This window comes from Dactylosporangium sp. McL0621 (assembly GCF_049995355.1).
Classification (GTDB): Bacteria; Actinomycetota; Actinomycetes; order Mycobacteriales; family Micromonosporaceae; genus Dactylosporangium.
Genome location: NZ_CP188259.1, coordinates 3,089,621 through 3,105,131 on the forward strand (window position 1 = coordinate 3,089,621; position 15,511 = coordinate 3,105,131).

Annotated in this window: 15 protein-coding genes; 7 read left to right on the top strand and 8 right to left on the bottom strand. The window is 74.1% G+C overall.

All coding sequences use genetic code 11. From position 1 onward, the window contains the following. Positions 1-9 precede the first annotated feature (9 nt). The gene (locus ACPPVO_RS14450; RefSeq protein WP_360376425.1) at positions 10-417 is read left to right on the top strand and encodes a VOC family protein; all 408 of its coding nucleotides are present in this window, start codon (positions 10-12) and stop codon (positions 415-417) included. On the opposite strand, the gene ACPPVO_RS14455 is transcribed toward ACPPVO_RS14450, so the two are convergent. Continuing rightward, a complete protein-coding gene (locus tag ACPPVO_RS14455) occupies positions 404-889 on the bottom strand; it encodes an SRPBCC family protein (RefSeq protein WP_426511712.1) in 486 nt (161 codons plus the stop codon). The genes ACPPVO_RS14450 and ACPPVO_RS14455 overlap by 14 nt on opposite strands. A gap of 85 nt (positions 890-974) precedes the next feature. Beyond that, on the bottom strand, positions 975-1,424 hold the full coding sequence (locus tag ACPPVO_RS14460) for an ArsR/SmtB family transcription factor (protein ID WP_426511713.1): 450 nt from the start codon (positions 1,422-1,424) through the stop codon (positions 975-977). Positions 1,425-1,480: 56 nt separating this feature from the next. Between ACPPVO_RS14460 and ACPPVO_RS14465 the strand changes: the two genes are divergently transcribed. Genes ACPPVO_RS14465 through ACPPVO_RS14475 form a run of 3 tightly spaced genes read left to right on the top strand, consistent with a single transcriptional unit; the run spans position 1,481 to position 6,297 of the window. Then, complete coding sequence (locus ACPPVO_RS14465) at positions 1,481-1,855, top strand: nuclear transport factor 2 family protein (protein ID WP_426511714.1); 375 nt, start codon at positions 1,481-1,483, stop codon at positions 1,853-1,855. Next, on the top strand, positions 1,852-3,312 hold the full coding sequence (locus ACPPVO_RS14470; protein WP_426511715.1) for a M1 family metallopeptidase: 1,461 nt from the start codon (positions 1,852-1,854) through the stop codon (positions 3,310-3,312). The genes ACPPVO_RS14465 and ACPPVO_RS14470 overlap by 4 nt, the downstream gene beginning before the upstream one ends. A 27-nt stretch (positions 3,313-3,339) precedes the next feature. Continuing rightward, a complete protein-coding gene (locus ACPPVO_RS14475; protein WP_426511716.1) occupies positions 3,340-6,297 on the top strand; it encodes an AfsR/SARP family transcriptional regulator in 2,958 nt (985 codons plus the stop codon). Here the strand turns inward: ACPPVO_RS14475 and ACPPVO_RS14480 are convergent. The 4 genes from ACPPVO_RS14480 to ACPPVO_RS14495 all read right to left on the bottom strand — a co-directional run bounded on the left by ACPPVO_RS14480 (position 6,261) and on the right by ACPPVO_RS14495 (position 8,894). Further along, entirely contained in the window at positions 6,261-7,709 is a 1,449-nt protein-coding gene (locus ACPPVO_RS14480) for an NCS2 family permease (RefSeq protein WP_426511717.1), read from the bottom strand. The genes ACPPVO_RS14475 and ACPPVO_RS14480 overlap by 37 nt on opposite strands. A 95-nt stretch (positions 7,710-7,804) precedes the next feature. After that, positions 7,805-8,095, bottom strand: a complete 291-nt coding sequence (locus tag ACPPVO_RS14485; protein ID WP_426511718.1) for an ArsR/SmtB family transcription factor — start codon at positions 8,093-8,095, stop codon at positions 7,805-7,807. An 85-nt stretch (positions 8,096-8,180) separates the two neighbouring features. After that, positions 8,181-8,600, bottom strand: a complete 420-nt coding sequence (locus ACPPVO_RS14490; protein ID WP_426511719.1) for a hypothetical protein — start codon at positions 8,598-8,600, stop codon at positions 8,181-8,183. A gap of 165 nt (positions 8,601-8,765) precedes the next feature. Continuing rightward, entirely contained in the window at positions 8,766-8,894 is a 129-nt protein-coding gene (locus tag ACPPVO_RS14495; protein ID WP_426511720.1) for a hypothetical protein, read from the bottom strand. A gap of 47 nt (positions 8,895-8,941) precedes the next feature. Between ACPPVO_RS14495 and ACPPVO_RS14500 the strand changes: the two genes are divergently transcribed. From ACPPVO_RS14500 to ACPPVO_RS14510, 3 genes are read left to right on the top strand one after another with little or no spacing between them, the layout of a single operon-like run. Beyond that, a complete protein-coding gene (locus tag ACPPVO_RS14500; RefSeq protein ID WP_426511721.1) occupies positions 8,942-9,925 on the top strand; it encodes an aldo/keto reductase in 984 nt (327 codons plus the stop codon). Further along, on the top strand, positions 9,922-10,560 hold the full coding sequence (locus tag ACPPVO_RS14505; RefSeq protein WP_426511722.1) for a cysteine hydrolase family protein: 639 nt from the start codon (positions 9,922-9,924) through the stop codon (positions 10,558-10,560). Before ACPPVO_RS14500 ends, ACPPVO_RS14505 begins: the two co-directional genes overlap by 4 nt. Next, positions 10,557-13,685: an ATP-binding protein gene (locus ACPPVO_RS14510; protein ID WP_426511723.1), complete on the top strand. Its 3,129-nt coding sequence runs from the start codon at positions 10,557-10,559 to the stop codon at positions 13,683-13,685. The genes ACPPVO_RS14505 and ACPPVO_RS14510 overlap by 4 nt, the downstream gene beginning before the upstream one ends. Here ACPPVO_RS14510 and ACPPVO_RS14515 read toward each other — a convergent pair. Then, entirely contained in the window at positions 13,667-14,428 is a 762-nt protein-coding gene (locus ACPPVO_RS14515) for an ABC transporter permease (RefSeq protein WP_426511724.1), read from the bottom strand. The two genes, ACPPVO_RS14510 and ACPPVO_RS14515, sit on opposite strands and share 19 nt — an antisense overlap. Further along, positions 14,425-15,372 carry an ABC transporter ATP-binding protein gene (locus tag ACPPVO_RS14520; protein WP_426511725.1) on the bottom strand — a complete coding sequence of 316 codons (948 nt, stop codon included), beginning with the start codon at positions 15,370-15,372 and terminating at the stop codon, positions 14,425-14,427. The genes ACPPVO_RS14515 and ACPPVO_RS14520 overlap by 4 nt, the downstream gene beginning before the upstream one ends. Between the last annotated feature and the right edge of the window lie 139 nt (positions 15,373-15,511).

Here is a 15,511-nt window from a genome sequence, read left to right on the forward strand (position 1 = left end):
CGTGAGTCCATGAGTGTCATCATCCACCAGACCCTGCTGCCGGCCGACGACCCCGAGGCCTCGCTGGCGTTCTACCGCGACGCGCTCGGCTTCGAGCTGCGCAACGACGTCGGCTACGGCGGGATGCGCTGGATCACGATCGGGCCGAAGGACCAGCCGCAGACGTCCATCGTGCTGTACCCGCCCGCGATCGAGCCCGGCCTCACCGACGACGAGCGGCGCACGATCGTCGAGCTGATGGCCAAGGGCAGCTACGCCACGATCGTGCTCGCCACCGAGGACCTGGCCGGGACCTTCGACCGCGTCCAGGCCAGCGGCGCCGACGTGGTGCAGGAGCCGATCGACCAGGACTACGGCGTGCGCGACTGCGCGGTCCGGGACCCGGCCGGCAACCTCGTGCGGATCAGTCAGCTCTGAGCGACTCGTAGTAGGGCTTCATCGCCGGGTAGTAGTCCTCGAACGTCTTCGGTGCCGTGCCCTCGCGGGCGGCCACCAGCAGGTCGAGGTAGAACTCCCAGCCCGGCCCGATCTCGCCGACCTGGTCCGCGGAGTCGAGGTGGTGCACGAACCGCAGCTCGGTGGTGTCGCCGCGCTCGGTCAGCAGCACCTCCATCCGCCAGCCGCCGGACTCCTCGGCGCCGGACACGGCCAGCCGGCGCGGCGGCTCGCACGCGTCGATGCGCAGGTCCATGACGGGCTCGCCCTCCTCCTGGACCATCCGCACCTTGATCGTCCGCCCGGGCGCGGCGTCGCCCTCCCAGGGCCCGAACCACCGCGCGCTGCGCTCGGGCTCGGTCACGCTCGCCCACACGTCGTCGATGCCGGCCCGGAACGTCCGCGTGATGACGAGGTCGTGCCCGTCATCCGTCGGGATCAGCTGACCGCTCATGCCACCTCCTCGCTGCGCTCGCCGGCGGCCTGAGCGTCAAGCTGTGCTTCCTGATGCCCGGCCACTCCGCTTCGCTCCGTACCGTTCATGCCACCTCCTCGCTGCGCTCGCCGGCGGCCTGAGCGTCAAGCTGTGCTTCCTGATGCCCGGCCACTCCGCTTCGCTCCGTACCGTTCATGCCGCTCTCGCTCTCTGTGTCGTCTTCTCGCCGCCGCCGGTCGCGGCGGGCGCGGTACACCTCGGTCTCCAGGGCGTCGAAGCGCCGCTCCCAGGCCGCGCCCCGGCCGGTGAGCCGTTCGATCCACTGCCGCAGCTCCCCGAGCGCGGCGAGGTCGAGCTCGTAGTGCCGCTCCCGGCCCACCACGCTGTCGCGGACGAGCCCGCTCTCGCGCAGCACGCGCAGGTGCCGGCTGATCGCGGGCCGGCTGATCGGGAACTCGGCCGCGATGCGCCCGGCCGTGACCGGCCCGTCACGCAGCGCCTCGAGAATCCGCCGCCGCACGGGATCGGCAATGGCCGCGGCCACCTCGTCCACCCGGAAAGCGTAACCGATGTGTTACACGTTGGCCAGCCGGTCCTAGAATGGAGAAAGTGACCCTTTCGCATCAGGAGATCTTTCAGCGGTACATCTACGCGGGCGCGATCACGAGGAACCCCCCGGCCGTCGCGGACCTGTTCACCGACGACGGCGTCTATGAGGCCCCCGTCGAGGGGCTCCGGCTCGAGGGCCGCGACGCGATCGAGACCGGCGTGCGGGCCATCCAGGCGCGGCCCGGGCCCGAGGGGACGCTGAACGCCGGCGCGACCGGCTACGTGCTGCACGACACCGCCGACCCCGACGTGTTCATCGCGGAGATCGACGCCGTCCTGGACGGCCCGGACGGCCCGACAACGGTGTCGCTCGTGCAGATCTTCCGAATCTCGGGCGACAAGATCCGTTCGCTGCGCGATTATTTCCAGTCGTGAACCGCACCTGGATACCGTTCGTCATCGCCGCCGTCCTCGCGACCGGCGCCTGCACCGGCGACAAGGAGCCGGTCGCTCCCGCGTCGAGCCGCGGCCCGAGCGCCGCGCCGAGCCCGTCCGCGCCGGACTTCGAGCGCTACGCGGCCGGGCGCTCGACACCGGTCGCCGACCCGGTGTACCCGGGCTACGGCAACCCCGGCGTCGACGTGTTCCACTATGGACTCGACCTCGCCTGGCGGCCGGACACGAAGACGCTCACCGGCACGGCCACGGTCCAGCTGCGCGCCGCCGCGGATCTGAGCGAGGTGAAGCTCGACTTCTCGAAGGCGTACACCATCGACGGCGTGACGCTCGACGGCGCCACCGTGACCGGAACGGTCGCGGACACCAAGCTGACCGTCGCCGGCAAGGTCGCCAAGGACAAGCCGGCGGAGCTCGTGGTGCGGTACCACGGCACCCCCGCCACGGTCCCGATGCCCTCGCACCGCGAGGACTCCGAGCCGCTCGGGCTCACCGTGACCGCCGACGGTGCACTGTGGACGATGCAGGAGCCCTACGGGGCGAGCACCTGGTACCCGGCGAACGACCAGCCGTCGGACAAGGCGCTGTACGACATCGCCGTCACCGTCCCGGAGGGCTGGTCGGCGATCGCGAGCGGCAGCCCGAAGGGCCACGAGGGCAACCTGTTCCGCTACGCCTCGGCCACCCCGGTCGCCGCCTACCTCACGACGCTCGCCGTCGGCAAGTACACGCAGGAGACCGCGGCCGGCCCCGGCGGGGTGGCGCTGAGCTACTGGTACCGGCCCGGCGTCGACGACAAGGCGCTGCCGTACCTGCGCAGGTCCCCGCAGTACCTGGACTGGCTGACCAGGCACTTCGGCCCGTACCCGTTCGACAGCGGCGGCGTGCTCATGGTCCCGTCGGCCTCCGGCATGGAGACCCAGCAGATGATCACCATGGGCCTGCCCGACTACGGCAGCGACGCCGACTTCCGCTCCGGCTTCGACGGCGACCTGCTGCACGAGTACGCCCACCAGTGGTTCGGCGACGCGGTCACCACCTCGAACTGGAACGACCTGTGGCTCAACGAGGGCTGGGCCGAGTACGCCCAGTTCCTCTACACCAACGAGCGCGACAAGGTCACCGTGAAGCAGTGGGAGGACTGGGCCCGCTCCGCCGACGCCCGCCTGCGCCAGCGCCTCGGCCCGCCCGGCAAGCCCAAGGCGGACAGCTTCGCCGAGAGCAACGTGTACATCTGCCCGGCGCTCATGCTGCACCAGATCCACAAGCAGCTCGGCGACGCCGCGTTCTTCGCGCTGGGCACCGACTGGGTGCGGCAGTACCGCGGCACCGCGCAGGACCGCGCCGGCTTCATCGCGTTCGTCAACCAGCACACCGGCAAGGACTTCACGGCGCTCATCAACACCTGGCTCGACTCGCCGACCACGCCGAAGTAGGCCGGCCCATGCTGTAGAACGGTGCGCATGAGGTTCGATCTGCTCGGCCCCATGGAGATCGTGACCGACGGTGGCGGCGTGGCCGAGCTGGCCGGGCGGAAGCGGCGCGTGCTCGCCGCGGTCCTCGCCGCCCAGGCCAACCGGCCCGTCTCCGTCGACGTGCTCGCCGAGGCGCTGTGGGGCGGGGCCGCGACCCGGCAGGCCGAGGCGAGCCTGCGGGTCCACGTCCACCACCTGCGCCGGGCGCTCGGCGGGGAGCGGATCGCGCGGCGGCCCGAGGGGTACGTGCTGACCCTGCGCCCCGACGAGCTCGACGTCGAGCGGTTCCGGGCCCGGCTCGCCGAGGGCGACGACGCCCGGCTCGCCGACGACCGGGAACGGGCCGCGCTGGCCTTCGCCCGCGCGCTGGCCTTGTGGCGCGGCCCGGCGCTCGCCGGCTTCGGCGACGTGCCGGTGCTCGCCGCCGAGATCGCCCGGCTCGAGGAGCTGCGCCTGCAGGCCCTCGAGCGGCGCTTCGAGGCCGAGCTGGCGCTGGGCCGCGCCGACGGCATCGTCGCCGAGCTGCGGGCGCTGACCGGGCGGCACCCGCTGCGCGAGACGTTCCGCGGCCAGCTCATGCGGGCCCTCATCGGCACCGGGCGGGGCGCCGAGGCGATCGCGGTGTTCGAGGAGACGCGCCGGCTCCTCGCCGACGAGCTCGGCCTGGACCCGAGCCCGCCACTGCGCGACCTGCACCTGTCGGTGCTGCGCGACGAGCCGCTCGCGCCGTCCGCGGCGACCCCCGAACCGCCGCCCGCCCGGGCTGGCGCGCCCTCGCCCGCCTGGGCCGCCGCACCCCCGCCCGCCCGGGCCGGCGCGCCCTCGCCCGCCTGGGCTGCCGCGCCGCCGCCCGCCCGGGCCGCCGGGCCCGCGGACGCCGATCCGGCCGTGCCGCGCCAGCTGCCACCCGCGACCGCCGGCTTCACCGGCCGGTCGGCGTGGCTCGGCCGCCTCGACGCGCTCGTGCCGTCCGGCGACGGCGCGGCCATGCCGATCGCCGCGATCAGCGGCGGCGGGGGCATCGGCAAGACCACGCTGGCCGTGCACTGGGCGCACCGGGTCCGCGACCGGTTCCCCGACGGGCAGCTGTACGCGAACCTGCGCGGCTTCGATCCCGTCGCCCCGCCCGCCGGGCCGTTCGACGTCCTGCGCGAGTTCCTCGACGCGCTCGGCCTGCCGCCGGAGCGCATCCCCGCCGGGGCGGAGGCGCGCATGAACGCGTACCGAACCCTGCTGGCCGAACGCCGGGTGCTCGTCGTGCTCGACAACGCCCGCGACGCCGAGCAGGTCCGCCCGCTGCTGCCCGGCGCCTCCGGCGGCTGCGTCCTCGTGACCAGCCGCAACCGGCTCGCCGGGCTCGTCGCCGCCGACGGCGCCCGCCCGATGCCGCTGGAGCTGTTCTCGGCCGGCGAGGCCCGGGAGCTGCTCGCCCGCCGCGCCGGGGCCGGGCGGGCCGACGCCGAGCCCGACGCGGCCGCGCGCATCCTGGAGCGCTGCGCCGGGCTGCCCCTGGCCCTGTCCATCGTGGCTGCCCGCCTCGCCGTCAACCCCGGGCTGTCGCTGGCCGCGGTCGCCGACGAGCTGGAGCGCACCGAGCACCGCCTCGACCCGTTCGCCGGGGACGACGCGAGCACCGACGTGCGGGCGGTCTTCTCCTGGTCGTACCGCATCCTGGGCCCGGACGCCGCGCGGCTCTTCCGCCTCCTCGGCGTCCTCGAGCCCGGCGCGGACATCGGCCTCGCCGCGGCCGCCGCCCTCGCCGGCCGGTCCGCGGCGCCGACCCGGCCCCTGCTGGCCCAGCTGGTGCAGGGCCACCTGCTCATCGAGCCCACGCCCGGCCGGTACGTCTTCCACGACCTGCTGCACGCCTACGCCGCCGAGCTGGGCCAGGTCACCGACACCGTGCAGGAGCGCGACGCCGCCCTGCGCCGGCTGCTCGACCACTACCTGAGCACCGCGCACGCCGCCGCCGTCGCCATCGGCACGCAGCTGAGCGACCTCGTCACGACGCCGACGACCCGGCCCGGCCCGTCCGCGGTGACGTTCAGCGGCAGCGAGGCCGCGCTGGCCTGGCTGGCCGCCGAGCGGTCGGCGCTGACCGCCGCGGCCGTCCAGGCCGTCGCCGCGTTCCCGGCCCACGCCTGGCAGCTCGCCCGGGTGCTACAGGCGTTCCTGGTCGGGCAGGGCCACTTCCACGACCAGCTCCGGCTGCAGCAGGCGGCGCTGGAGGCGGCCAACCGCGACCGCAACCCGGCCGCCCGGGCCGCCGCGCACCGCGGGCTCGCCTACGCGCGGCTGATCCGGGGCGAGCACGACCGCTCCGAGGACCACCTCCGCCGCGCCCTGCACCTGTTCCGCCGCCTCGGCGACACCGTCCACGAGGGCTACTGCCTGCACAACCTGAGCCTGATCCACGGCAGCCAGGGGCGCACGGAGGAGACCATCGCGCTGCTGCGGGAGGCGCTCGAGCTGTTCCGCCGCACCGGCGAGACCCGCGGCCAGACCATCACCCTCAACGGCCTCGCGTACGGGCACATGGTGCTCGGCGACTACGGGCAGGCCCTCGACTTCGGCCACCAGGCCCTGCAGCTGCACCGCCGGACCGGCAACTGGCAGCGCGGGTCGGCCATCGTGGCCAACCTCGCCGAGATCCACGGCTGCCTGGGGCAGTGGGACATCGCGCAGGACTACCTGCGGGGCGGGATCGAGCTGTGCCTGAAGGCGGGCAACCTGCACCACGCCGCGGCGCTGCTGGCCAACCTCGGCGATGCGCACGAGTCCGCCGGCGAGCCCGGGCCGGCCCAGGAGGCCTGGCGCCGGGCCCGCCAGATCGCCGAGACCCTCGACTACGGCCCGGAGCGGCAGTCCGCGTCCGACCCGATCACGGGGCTGCGATGGGACCGGTTCGCTCAGAACACCGACTCGATGGGCCCGCGCAGGAAGTAGATGACGAAGAGCGCCGCGACGCCGTACAGCAGCGGGTGCACCTCCCGCGCCTTGCCGCCGACCAGCTTCACCACCACGTAGGAGATGACCCCGGCGCCGATGCCGTTGGAGATCGAGTACGTGAAGGGCATGAGCACGATGGTGAGGAACGCCGGCAACGCGATGTCGTAGTCCGACCAGTCGATGGTGCGCACCGCGGTCATCATGAGGAACCCGACGACCACCAGGGCGACCGACGCCGCCTCGAACGGTACGACCGTCACCAGCGGCGCGAAGAACATCGCCAGCAGGAAGAGCACGCCGGTGACGAGGCTCGCCACGCCCGTGCGCGCGCCCTCGGCCACGCCCGAGGCGCTCTCGATGTAGCTGGTGTTGCTCGACGTGCTGGCGGCGCCGCCCGCGGCCGCGGCGAGGGAGTCCACGAGCAGGATCTCCCGGGTGCGGGGCGGCATGTTGTTCTCGTCGAGCAGGTCGCCCTCCTGCGCCACCGCCACCATCGTGCCCATGGTGTCGAAGAAGTCGGTGATGAGCAGCGTGAAGACGAACATCAGCGGCACCAGTACCCCGGCCGTCTGCCACGAGTGCAGCACGTTGAAGTGCCCGAGCAGCGACAGGTCCGGCTTGTCGACGATCTTGTCCGGCAGGGTGGGCACGTTGAGGCTCCACCCCTTCGGGTTCGGCTTGCCGTCCACGAAGGACGGTCCCGCCTTGGCGATCGCCTCGATGATGATCGCGAGCACCGTGGAGGCGAGGATGCCGATGAGGATCGCGCCCTTCACCCGGTGTACCACCAGCACCACGGTGAGCAGCAGCCCGACGCCGAACGCGAGCGCGGGCCAGCTGATGAGCTTGCCGCCGATGCCCATCCCGACCGGCACCGTCGTGTTGGCCGCGTCCGGGACGCGGCGCACGAAGCCGGAGTCGACGAAGCCGATGAGCGCCAGGAACAGCCCGATGCCGACCCCGATCGCGGTCTTCAGCTGTGTCGGTACCGCCCGGAAGACCGCCGTTCGCAGCCCGGTCAGCACCAGGATCGTGATGAGCACGCCCTCGATGACCACGAGCCCCATCGCGTCGGCCCACGTCATCTGGGGGGCGATCTCGAACGCGACGAGCGCGTTGACGCCCAGGCCCGCGGCGAGCGCGAGCGGGAACCGGGCCACCACGCCCATGAGGATCGTCATGACGCCCGCGACCAGGGCCGTGCCCGAGGCCAGCGCGGTGATCGCGAGCCGCCCGCCGGCCTTGTCGACGCCGCTGGAGAGGATGAGCGGGTTCAGCACCACGATGTACGCCATCGTGAAGAACGTCGCGAGGCCGCCACGGACCTCCCGGCTCAACGTCGAGCCGCGCTTGGTTATCTCGAAGAACTGATCGACACGGCTCTGTGTCGCCACCGGCCGTTCGGCCATGGAACCTCCAGGTAAGTGCATAGTTACGCGCGCATGATCCCACTTCCCCCACCACCAGCCCAGACTCGCCGTGAAACGAACTGGTAAACCCCGCCTCAACGCGCTCCGGAGGCGTCGCCGGGCACGGGCCAGCGCTCGACGATCGCACGCAGCGGGGCGAAGTCGACGTGGTGGAACTTGTACCGCCCGCTGCGCACCGCGCGCACGAACCCGGCCTCGGCGAGGATGTCGAGGTGCTGCGAGATGGCCTGCCGCGAGGAGGCGATGCCGTGCCGGTTGGCCAGCCGCGCGCAGATCTCGAACAGCGTCTGCCCGTCGCGCTCGGCCAGCTCGTCGAGGATCGCCCGCCGCGTGGCGTCGGCGAGCGCGGCGAAGACATCGTTCACGCCACGACCGTAGGCAAGCCGGCGCTTGCCTGTCCAATCGCACAGGGGGCCGGCCCCGTCCGGGACCGGCCCCCTGTGCGGTGTGTCAGTTCGAGTACACGTGGTACGGCGTGCCGCCCCAGACGATCCAGCCGTCGGCGCGCGTGACCGGGCTGCCTTCGACCGGCCCGGCGTACTTGTAGAACGGCCCGGAGTCGCTGTCCACGACGGTGCTGTAGTTCAGCAGCCGCACGCCGATGTTGTACGTGCTCCCGTTGTCGTAGTAGGTGTTGCGCAGCTCGGTGTAGGCGCACCAGCGGTTGGCGCTGTTCTTGTACCACCACAGGCGGATGACCTCGCCCGTGCTGCCCGGCACCGTGAGGCCCTTCGAGCCCTGCTTCACGTAGCCGTTCTTGTCGCAGACGGTCTGCATGGCGTTCGCCGCCACCGGCGCGTACGCGATCGACCCCACCCCGATCACGGCCGCGGTCAGCAGCCCGAGCGTCCGTCGTCTCTTCGTGTGCAACGTTCCCCCTCGGCGTTGTCAGCCCGGCCCCGTGCCGGACGGGGGAGACTCTGACACGCCGCGCGCAAACCCTTCAACCAGCGACTACTCGACCCCAAGTATATCGATGGTCTGTATATGTAAGTTACAGAGCCGACGGCGACGGACCCCGCTCGGCCCACGCGCTCAGCTCCGCGATCGCGGTGTGGATGCGTCCTGCAGGCGTTCGTCCGCCCAGACGGCGGGCGTGTCCAGTGCGGGGCCGTACGCGTGGTCCAGCGCACCCCAGTCGATGTCGTCGAGTCCATCCAGCACGGGCACAAGCTAGCGTCGTGGGGTAGCAACCGACCGAGGAGGACAGCATGGACAAGCGCACGCTCGGCGACGGGCTCGAGGTGTCGGCGCTCGGGCTCGGCTGCATGGGCATCAGCCACGCGCTCGGGCCGGCCGCCGACCGGGCCGACGGCATCGCCGTGATCCGGGCCGCCGTCGAGGCCGGGGTCACGTTGTTCGACACCGCGGAGGCGTACGGGCCCTACGTCAACGAGGAGGTCGTCGGGGAGGCCCTTGCGCCGTACCGCGACCAGGTCGTCATAGCCACGAAGTTCGGGTTCTCATTCGATGAGCGGAAACAGAGCGGCCTCGACAGCCGCCCCGAGCACATCCGCCAGGTCGCCGACGCGCAGCTCCGGCGGCTCGGCGTCGACACGATCGACCTGCTCTACCAGCACCGCGTCGACCCCGACGTGCCGATCGAGGACGTCGCCGGCACGGTCAAGGAGCTCATCGCGGCCGGCAAGGTGCGCCACTTCGGGCTGTCCGAGGCCGGCGTGCAGACGATCCGCCGCGCGCACGCGGTGCAGCCGGTGGCGGCGCTGCAGAGCGAGTACTCCCTGTGGTGGCGCGAGCCCGAGGCCGAGATCCTGCCCGTGCTGGAGGAGCTGGGCATCGGCTTCGTGCCGTTCAGCCCGCTCGGCCGCGGCTTCCTCACCGGGAAGATCGACGCGAGCGCGGCGTTCGGCGACGACGACATCCGCAGCACGCTGCCGCGCTTCAGCGCCGAGAACCGCCGGGCCAACCAGGCGCTCGTCGACCTGGTCGGGGCCGTGGCCGCGCGCCGCGGGGCGACGCCGGGGCAGGTCGCGCTCGCGTGGCTGCTCGCCCAGCGGCCGTGGATCGTGCCGATTCCCGGTACGCGCAACGTCGGCCGCCTCACCGAGAACGTCGGCGCGGCGCGGGTCGAGCTCACCGCCGGCGACCTCGCGGACCTCGACGACGCCGCCAGGCGCATTACGATCCAGGGCGAGCGGTACCCCGAGGAGATGCAGCGGATGATCAATCGGTGACGGCCACCGACCCCTGGACGCGTCCGGAGTGGGATCGCGCCGCCCTCCTGACGATCGACACGCAGGTCGACTTCATCGAGGGCGGGGCCAGCCCCGTCCCGGGCACGGCGGCCGTGGTGCCGGTCGTCGGCGCGCTCGCCGCCGCGTTCCGCCGGGCCGGGCGGCCGATCGTGCACGTGATCCGGCTGTACCAGGGGCAGGACGTCGACCTGGCCCGGCGCACGCTGCTCGACGGCGGCGCGCCGATCGTGCGCCCGGGCAGCCCGGGCTCGCAGATCGCGCCGGCGCTGCTGCCGCCAGGCGCGCCCGAGCTGGACGCGCCCAAGCTGCTGGCCGGGGAGTTCCAGCCGCTCGGGCCGGGCGAGTGGGCGATGTGGAAGCCGCGCTGGGGCGCCTTCCACCGCACCGGGCTCGAGGCGTTCCTGCGCGAGCAGGGGGTGTCGACCGTCGTCGTGGCCGGCTGCAACTTCCCGAACTGCCCGCGCGCGGCGATCATCGGCGCCAGCGAGCGCGACTTCCGGGTGGTGGCCGCGGCCGACGCGATCTCCGGCGTGGACGAGCGGCACCTGGCCGAGGCCGCGCGCCTGGGGGCCGGGTCCGCGCCGGCGGGTGCGATAGCGGAAAGCCTGCGGTGACGAGCGAGCTCACGCTCCTGCGGGGCGTGGCCCACCGCGGCCGCGAGATCACCGGCGGCCGCCTGCACGACCTGCTCGCCCTGCTCGCGCGGGACCTGCGCACCGGCTGCGGCACCGGCTGGCTCGTCGAGGGCATCTGGCCGGACAAGCAGCCGGAGAACCCGGCGAAGGCCCTGCAGGTGCTGGTCTTCCGGGCCCGCGCCCAGCTCGGCGGCGACGCCATCCTCAGCACCCCCAACGGCTACCGGCTGGCCCTCGGCGACGATCAGGTCGATGCGGCGGCGGTACTCGTCCGAGCCGCCGCCTCCACCCGGCTCGCCCGCGCCGGCGACCACGCCGCGGCCCTCGAGCACGCGGAGGCCGGCCTGGCGGCGTGGTCCGGGCCGCCGGAGCCCGACGGCGGGGGCGCCGGCGCGCTCGGCGACCTGCGGCGGGAGCGGGCGGGCACGTACCGGACCCTGATCCGGGCCCGGGCGCTCGCCCGGTCGCGCCTCGACCGGCCCGCCGAGGCCCTGGAGGACCTGCACGCCCTCGCGGCCGAGCGCCCGCTCGACGAGGAGGTGCTCCTGGAGCTGCTGCGCTGCGAGGCCGCCACCGCTGGACCGTCCGCGGCCCTGGAGCGCTACGAGCGCTACCGCCGGGCGCTGCGCGACGAGCTCGGCACCGACCCCGGCCCCGCCGTGCAGGACCTGCAGCGGCGGCTGCTGCAGGGGGAGGCGCCGGCCGTGCGCCACGGCGTCGCCCAGGAGCCCAACGCGCTGCTCGGCCGCGACGACGACATCGCCGCCGTGCTGAGCCTGCTGCGCACGTCCCGGGTCACCACCGTCGCCGGCCCCGGTGGCCTCGGCAAGACCCGCCTGGCCCAGGCCGTCGCGCGCCGCGCCGAGCAGCCGGCCGTCCACTTCGTGCCGCTCGCCGGCGTCGGCGCCGACGTGGCCGGCGCGGTCGCGGGCGCGCTCGGCATCCCCGCGGAGGCGGGGCCGCCGGCCGTCGCCCAGGCGCTGGGAGACGGCCCGGCCCTGCTCGTCCTGGACAACTGCGAGCACGTCCTCGCCGAGGCCGCCGACCTCGTGCAGGCGCTCGTCGCGCTCACCAGGGAGCTGCGCGTGCTCGTCACGAGCCGGGCGCCGCTCGGGCTCACCTCCGAGTGGGTGTACCCGCTGCCGGAGCTCGACCTCGCCACCGCCGTCGAGCTCTTCGGCCAGCGGGCCCGGGCCGCGCGCCCGCGCGCCGAGCTGCCCGCGGCCGAGGTCGAGCGGCTCTGCGCGCACCTCGACGGGCTGCCGCTCGCGGTCGAGCTCGCCGCCGCCCGCACCCGGGTCATGTCCGTCGCCGAGATCGCCCGCGGGCTGCGGGACCGGTTCGCGCTGCTGCGCGGCGGCGCCCGCGACACCCCCGAGCGCCACCACACCCTGCACGCCGTCGTCGACTGGAGCTGGAACCTGCTCGACCCCGAGGCCCAGGCGGCGATGCGGGCCCTGTCGCTGGGCCCGGGCGGCTTCACGACGGAGCTGGCCGAGCACCTCGTCGAGAACCCCGACGCCCTCGGCGTCGTCGAGCGGCTCGTCAACCACTCCTTGCTGCAGGTCGTCGACACCCCGGCCGGCACCCGGTTCCGGATGCTCGAGACCGTCCGCGCCTTCGCCGCGCAGCGCCGCGAGGCCGCCGGGGAGACCGCCGGGGCCGAGGGCCGGCTGCTCGCCTGGGCGCGCGGCTTCGGCCTGGCCCACCACGGCGCGCTGCTCGGCGCCGACCCCGCCCCGACGGTCCGGCTGGTGCGCGCCGAGCAGGACAACCTCGTCCACGCCCTCGGCCTGGCCGTGACGCGGGCCGACGCGCCGGCCGCGGCCGCCACCGCCGCGGTGCTGAGCAGCCTGTGGGTCATCGAGTCGAACCAGACCCGGCTGCCGATCCTGCTCGAGGCCTCGGTGCTGCTGTCGCACTACCGGCCCGAGCCGGAGCTGGTGGAGGTGGCCCGGACGGCGGCCACGCTGCTCACCGCGATCATCTACATCATGCAGGGGCCGCGCGCGACCCGGTCCCTGGTGACGCTCCGGCGGCTGCCGCCCGCCCCGCCCGACACCGTGGTGCGGGCCACCGCCGCGGTGCTGCTGCGCACCCGCGAGATCTTCGCGCCCGGCCACGCCGCGCTGCGCGAGCTCGGGGAGCGGCCCGAGCCGCTGCTCGCGGGCATCGCGCGGGCGTTCGCCAGCTTCGTCGCCGAGAACGAGGACGACATGGAGGGCGCGCTCGCCGCGGCCCGGCGCCTGCTCGAGGTCACCGGCCCGGCGGGCTTCGGCGGCACGCCGTGGACGATGGTGCTCGCCCACTCCCGGGTCGGCGAGCTGTGCCTGGCCCTGGAGCGCCCGGACGAGGCCCGCCGGCACTTCCGCGCCGCGCTGGGCCTGCTGGAGGCCCTCGACCTGCACATCGCGATGCTGCAGATCGAGTGGGCCGCCGCCCTGGCGAGCCTGCAGACCGGGGCCCTGGACGAGGCCGAGCAGTGGCGGGACCGGGCCGCGCTCGGCTCGCCCGAGGACGCCGTCGGCACCTGCCTGCTCGACCTCGGGGTCCGCGCCGAGATCTCCCTCGCGCGGGGCGACACCGACGCCGGGCTGCACCTGTGGCGAAGGGCGGTCGAGCGCATCCGCAACAGCGAGACGCCGGCGTACCGCCTGGAGCCCCCCGGCTTCGCCCCGGAGGCGATCGAGGCGCAGGCGGCGGCGGTCGTCGCCCACGCCCGCCAGGGCCGTCCCGAGCTCGTCGCCGGCGTCGTCGCGGAGCTGCACGAGAAGCTCGTTACGCTGCTCACCCGGCCGCCGGCGAACCGGCCGGTGTACCTGGTCGAGTTCCCGGTCTGCGGGGTCATGCTGCTCGCCCTGGCGATGGCGGACATCGGCGCGGCCCCCTCCGCCGCGGCCCGGATGGTGGCCCTGGCCGAGCGGATGCGGTACCTGCGCGGCTTCCAGCCCACCCTGGCCTCGTCCCGCGCCCGCGCCGCCGCCGGGGACGCGGACGGGCCGGCGTACGCCGAGGCGGTCTCGGAGTACGCCGGCCTGGACCCGGCGGGGCTGCGCGCGGCGGCGCTGGAGCTCGTGAACGGCCGTCAGCGGTTGCGGGTGTAGAGGCTCCGCGCCCACCAGTACCCGCCCGCCGCGATCGCCACGCACCAGGCCACCGCCTGCCAGGCACTGGACCCGATCGGGGTGCCCAGCAGCAGGCCGCGCACGGTCTCGATGATCGGGGTGAACGGCTGGTACTCGGCGAACCAGCGCAGCCCCACCGGCAGCGTGCCGGTCGGCACGAACCCGCTGCCCAGGAACGGCAGCAGGATCAGGGGCATCGGCAGGTTGCTGGCCACCTCGACGCTCTGCGCGGTCAGCCCGAGCGCCACCGACAGCCAGATCATCGCGAGCGTGACGAGCAGCAGCAGCCCGGCCAGCGCCAGCCAGTCCAGCGGGCCGGCGGTGGGCCGGAAGCCCAGCAGCAGCGCGACGCCGAGCACGACCAGCATCGCCGCGACCGTCTGCAGGGTGCTGCCGACGACGTGGCCGGTGAGCACCGAGGCGCGCTTGATGGCCATGGTCCGGAACCGGGCGATGATGCCCTCGGTCATGTCCATGGCGACCGAGATCGCCGTCGTCTGGGCCGCGCCCGCGGCGGTCATCATCAGGATGCCCGGGATGACGTACTCCAGGTACCCGGCCCGGCCGCCGGCGCCGCCGAGCCCGTTGCCCAGCGTGGCCCCGAACACGTACACGAACAGCAGCAGGAACACGAGCGGCGTGCCGATGAGCGAGAGCGGCAGGGTGGGGTACCGCGACAGGTGCAGCAGGTTGCGGCGGATCATCGTCAGCGAGTCGCTCATCGCGAGTTCTCCATCGTGCTCGTGGCGGTCAGGGCGAGGAAGACGTCGTCGAGGTCCGGCGTGTGGACCTGCAGGGTGGCGGGCTCGACCCCGGCCGCGTCGAGCCGGTCGAGCAGGGCCCGCAGCGCGCGGGTGCCGCCGTCGCCGGGCACCTGCAGCGCGAACGTGTCCGGATCGCTGACCTCGCCGCCGACCGCGGCCCGCGCGGCCGCGAGGTCGTCGGCGCCGGCGAAGCGCAGCGTCACGTGCCCGCCGGGGACGAGGCGCTTGAGCTCGTCCGGGGTGCCCTCGGCGACGATGCGGCCGCCGTCGAGCACCGCGATGCGGCCGGCGAGCTGGTCGGCCTCCTCGAGGTACTGCGTGGTCAGCAGGATCGTCACCCCGCCCGCGACGAGCTCGCGCACCACCTCCCACATCTGGCGGCGGCTGCGCGGGTCGAGCCCGGTCGTCGGCTCGTCGAGGAACACCAGCCGCGGCCGGCCGACGAGCCCCATCGCGAGGTCGAGGCGGCGGGTCATGCCGCCGGAGTACGTGGCGACCCGCTGCCGCGCCACGTCGGCGAGCCCGAACTGCTCCAGCAGCTCGCCGGCCCGCCGCCGCCCGGGCGCCCCCAGGTGGTGCAGGTCGGCCATGAGGCGCAGGTTCTCCTCGCCGGTGAGCAGCTTGTCCACGGCCGAGAACTGGCCGGTGACGCCGATCGCGCGGCGCACCGCGTCGGGCTCGCGGGCCGGGTCGTGCCCGGCCACCCGGATCTCGCCGCCGTCGGCGCCGATCAGGGTCGACAGGATCTGCACGGTGGTGGTCTTGCCGGCCCCGTTCGGGCCCAGCAGCGCCAGCACGGTGCCCGCGGCGACCTGCAGGTCGACGCCGTCGAGGACGGTCTTCTTGCCGTACGCCTTGCGCAGCCCCGTCACCGAGACCGCGGACGTTGTGTCCGGTGTCATGCCGCAGAGCGTGCGCGGCCCCGGACTCAGCCCGGTTTTACGCCGGTTTCACGTTGCTGAGGTTCACCGCTGCCGCTGTCGGTGTGGCGACATCGCCGCAGGTGAACGGGGCTGCGGCGAGCGCCGTGTCCTCCTGTGT

Bases quoted from the DNA above. Each gene is read 5' to 3' on its own strand.
- ACPPVO_RS14455 (WP_426511712.1), bottom strand. From the start codon at position 889: ATGAGCGGTCAGCTGATCCCGACGGATGACGGGCACGACCTCGTCATC.
- ACPPVO_RS14515 (WP_426511724.1), bottom strand. From the start codon at position 14,428: ATGAGCGACTCGCTGACGATGATCCGCCGCAACCTGCTGCACCTGTCG.
- ACPPVO_RS14500 (WP_426511721.1), top strand. From the start codon at position 8,942: ATGGACAAGCGCACGCTCGGCGACGGGCTCGAGGTGTCGGCGCTCGGG.
- ACPPVO_RS14480 (WP_426511717.1), bottom strand. From the start codon at position 7,709: ATGGCCGAACGGCCGGTGGCGACACAGAGCCGTGTCGATCAGTTCTTC.
- ACPPVO_RS14475 (WP_426511716.1), top strand. From the start codon at position 3,340: ATGAGGTTCGATCTGCTCGGCCCCATGGAGATCGTGACCGACGGTGGC.
- ACPPVO_RS14450 (WP_360376425.1), top strand. From the start codon at position 10: ATGAGTGTCATCATCCACCAGACCCTGCTGCCGGCCGACGACCCCGAG.
- ACPPVO_RS14520 (WP_426511725.1), bottom strand. From the start codon at position 15,372: ATGACACCGGACACAACGTCCGCGGTCTCGGTGACGGGGCTGCGCAAG.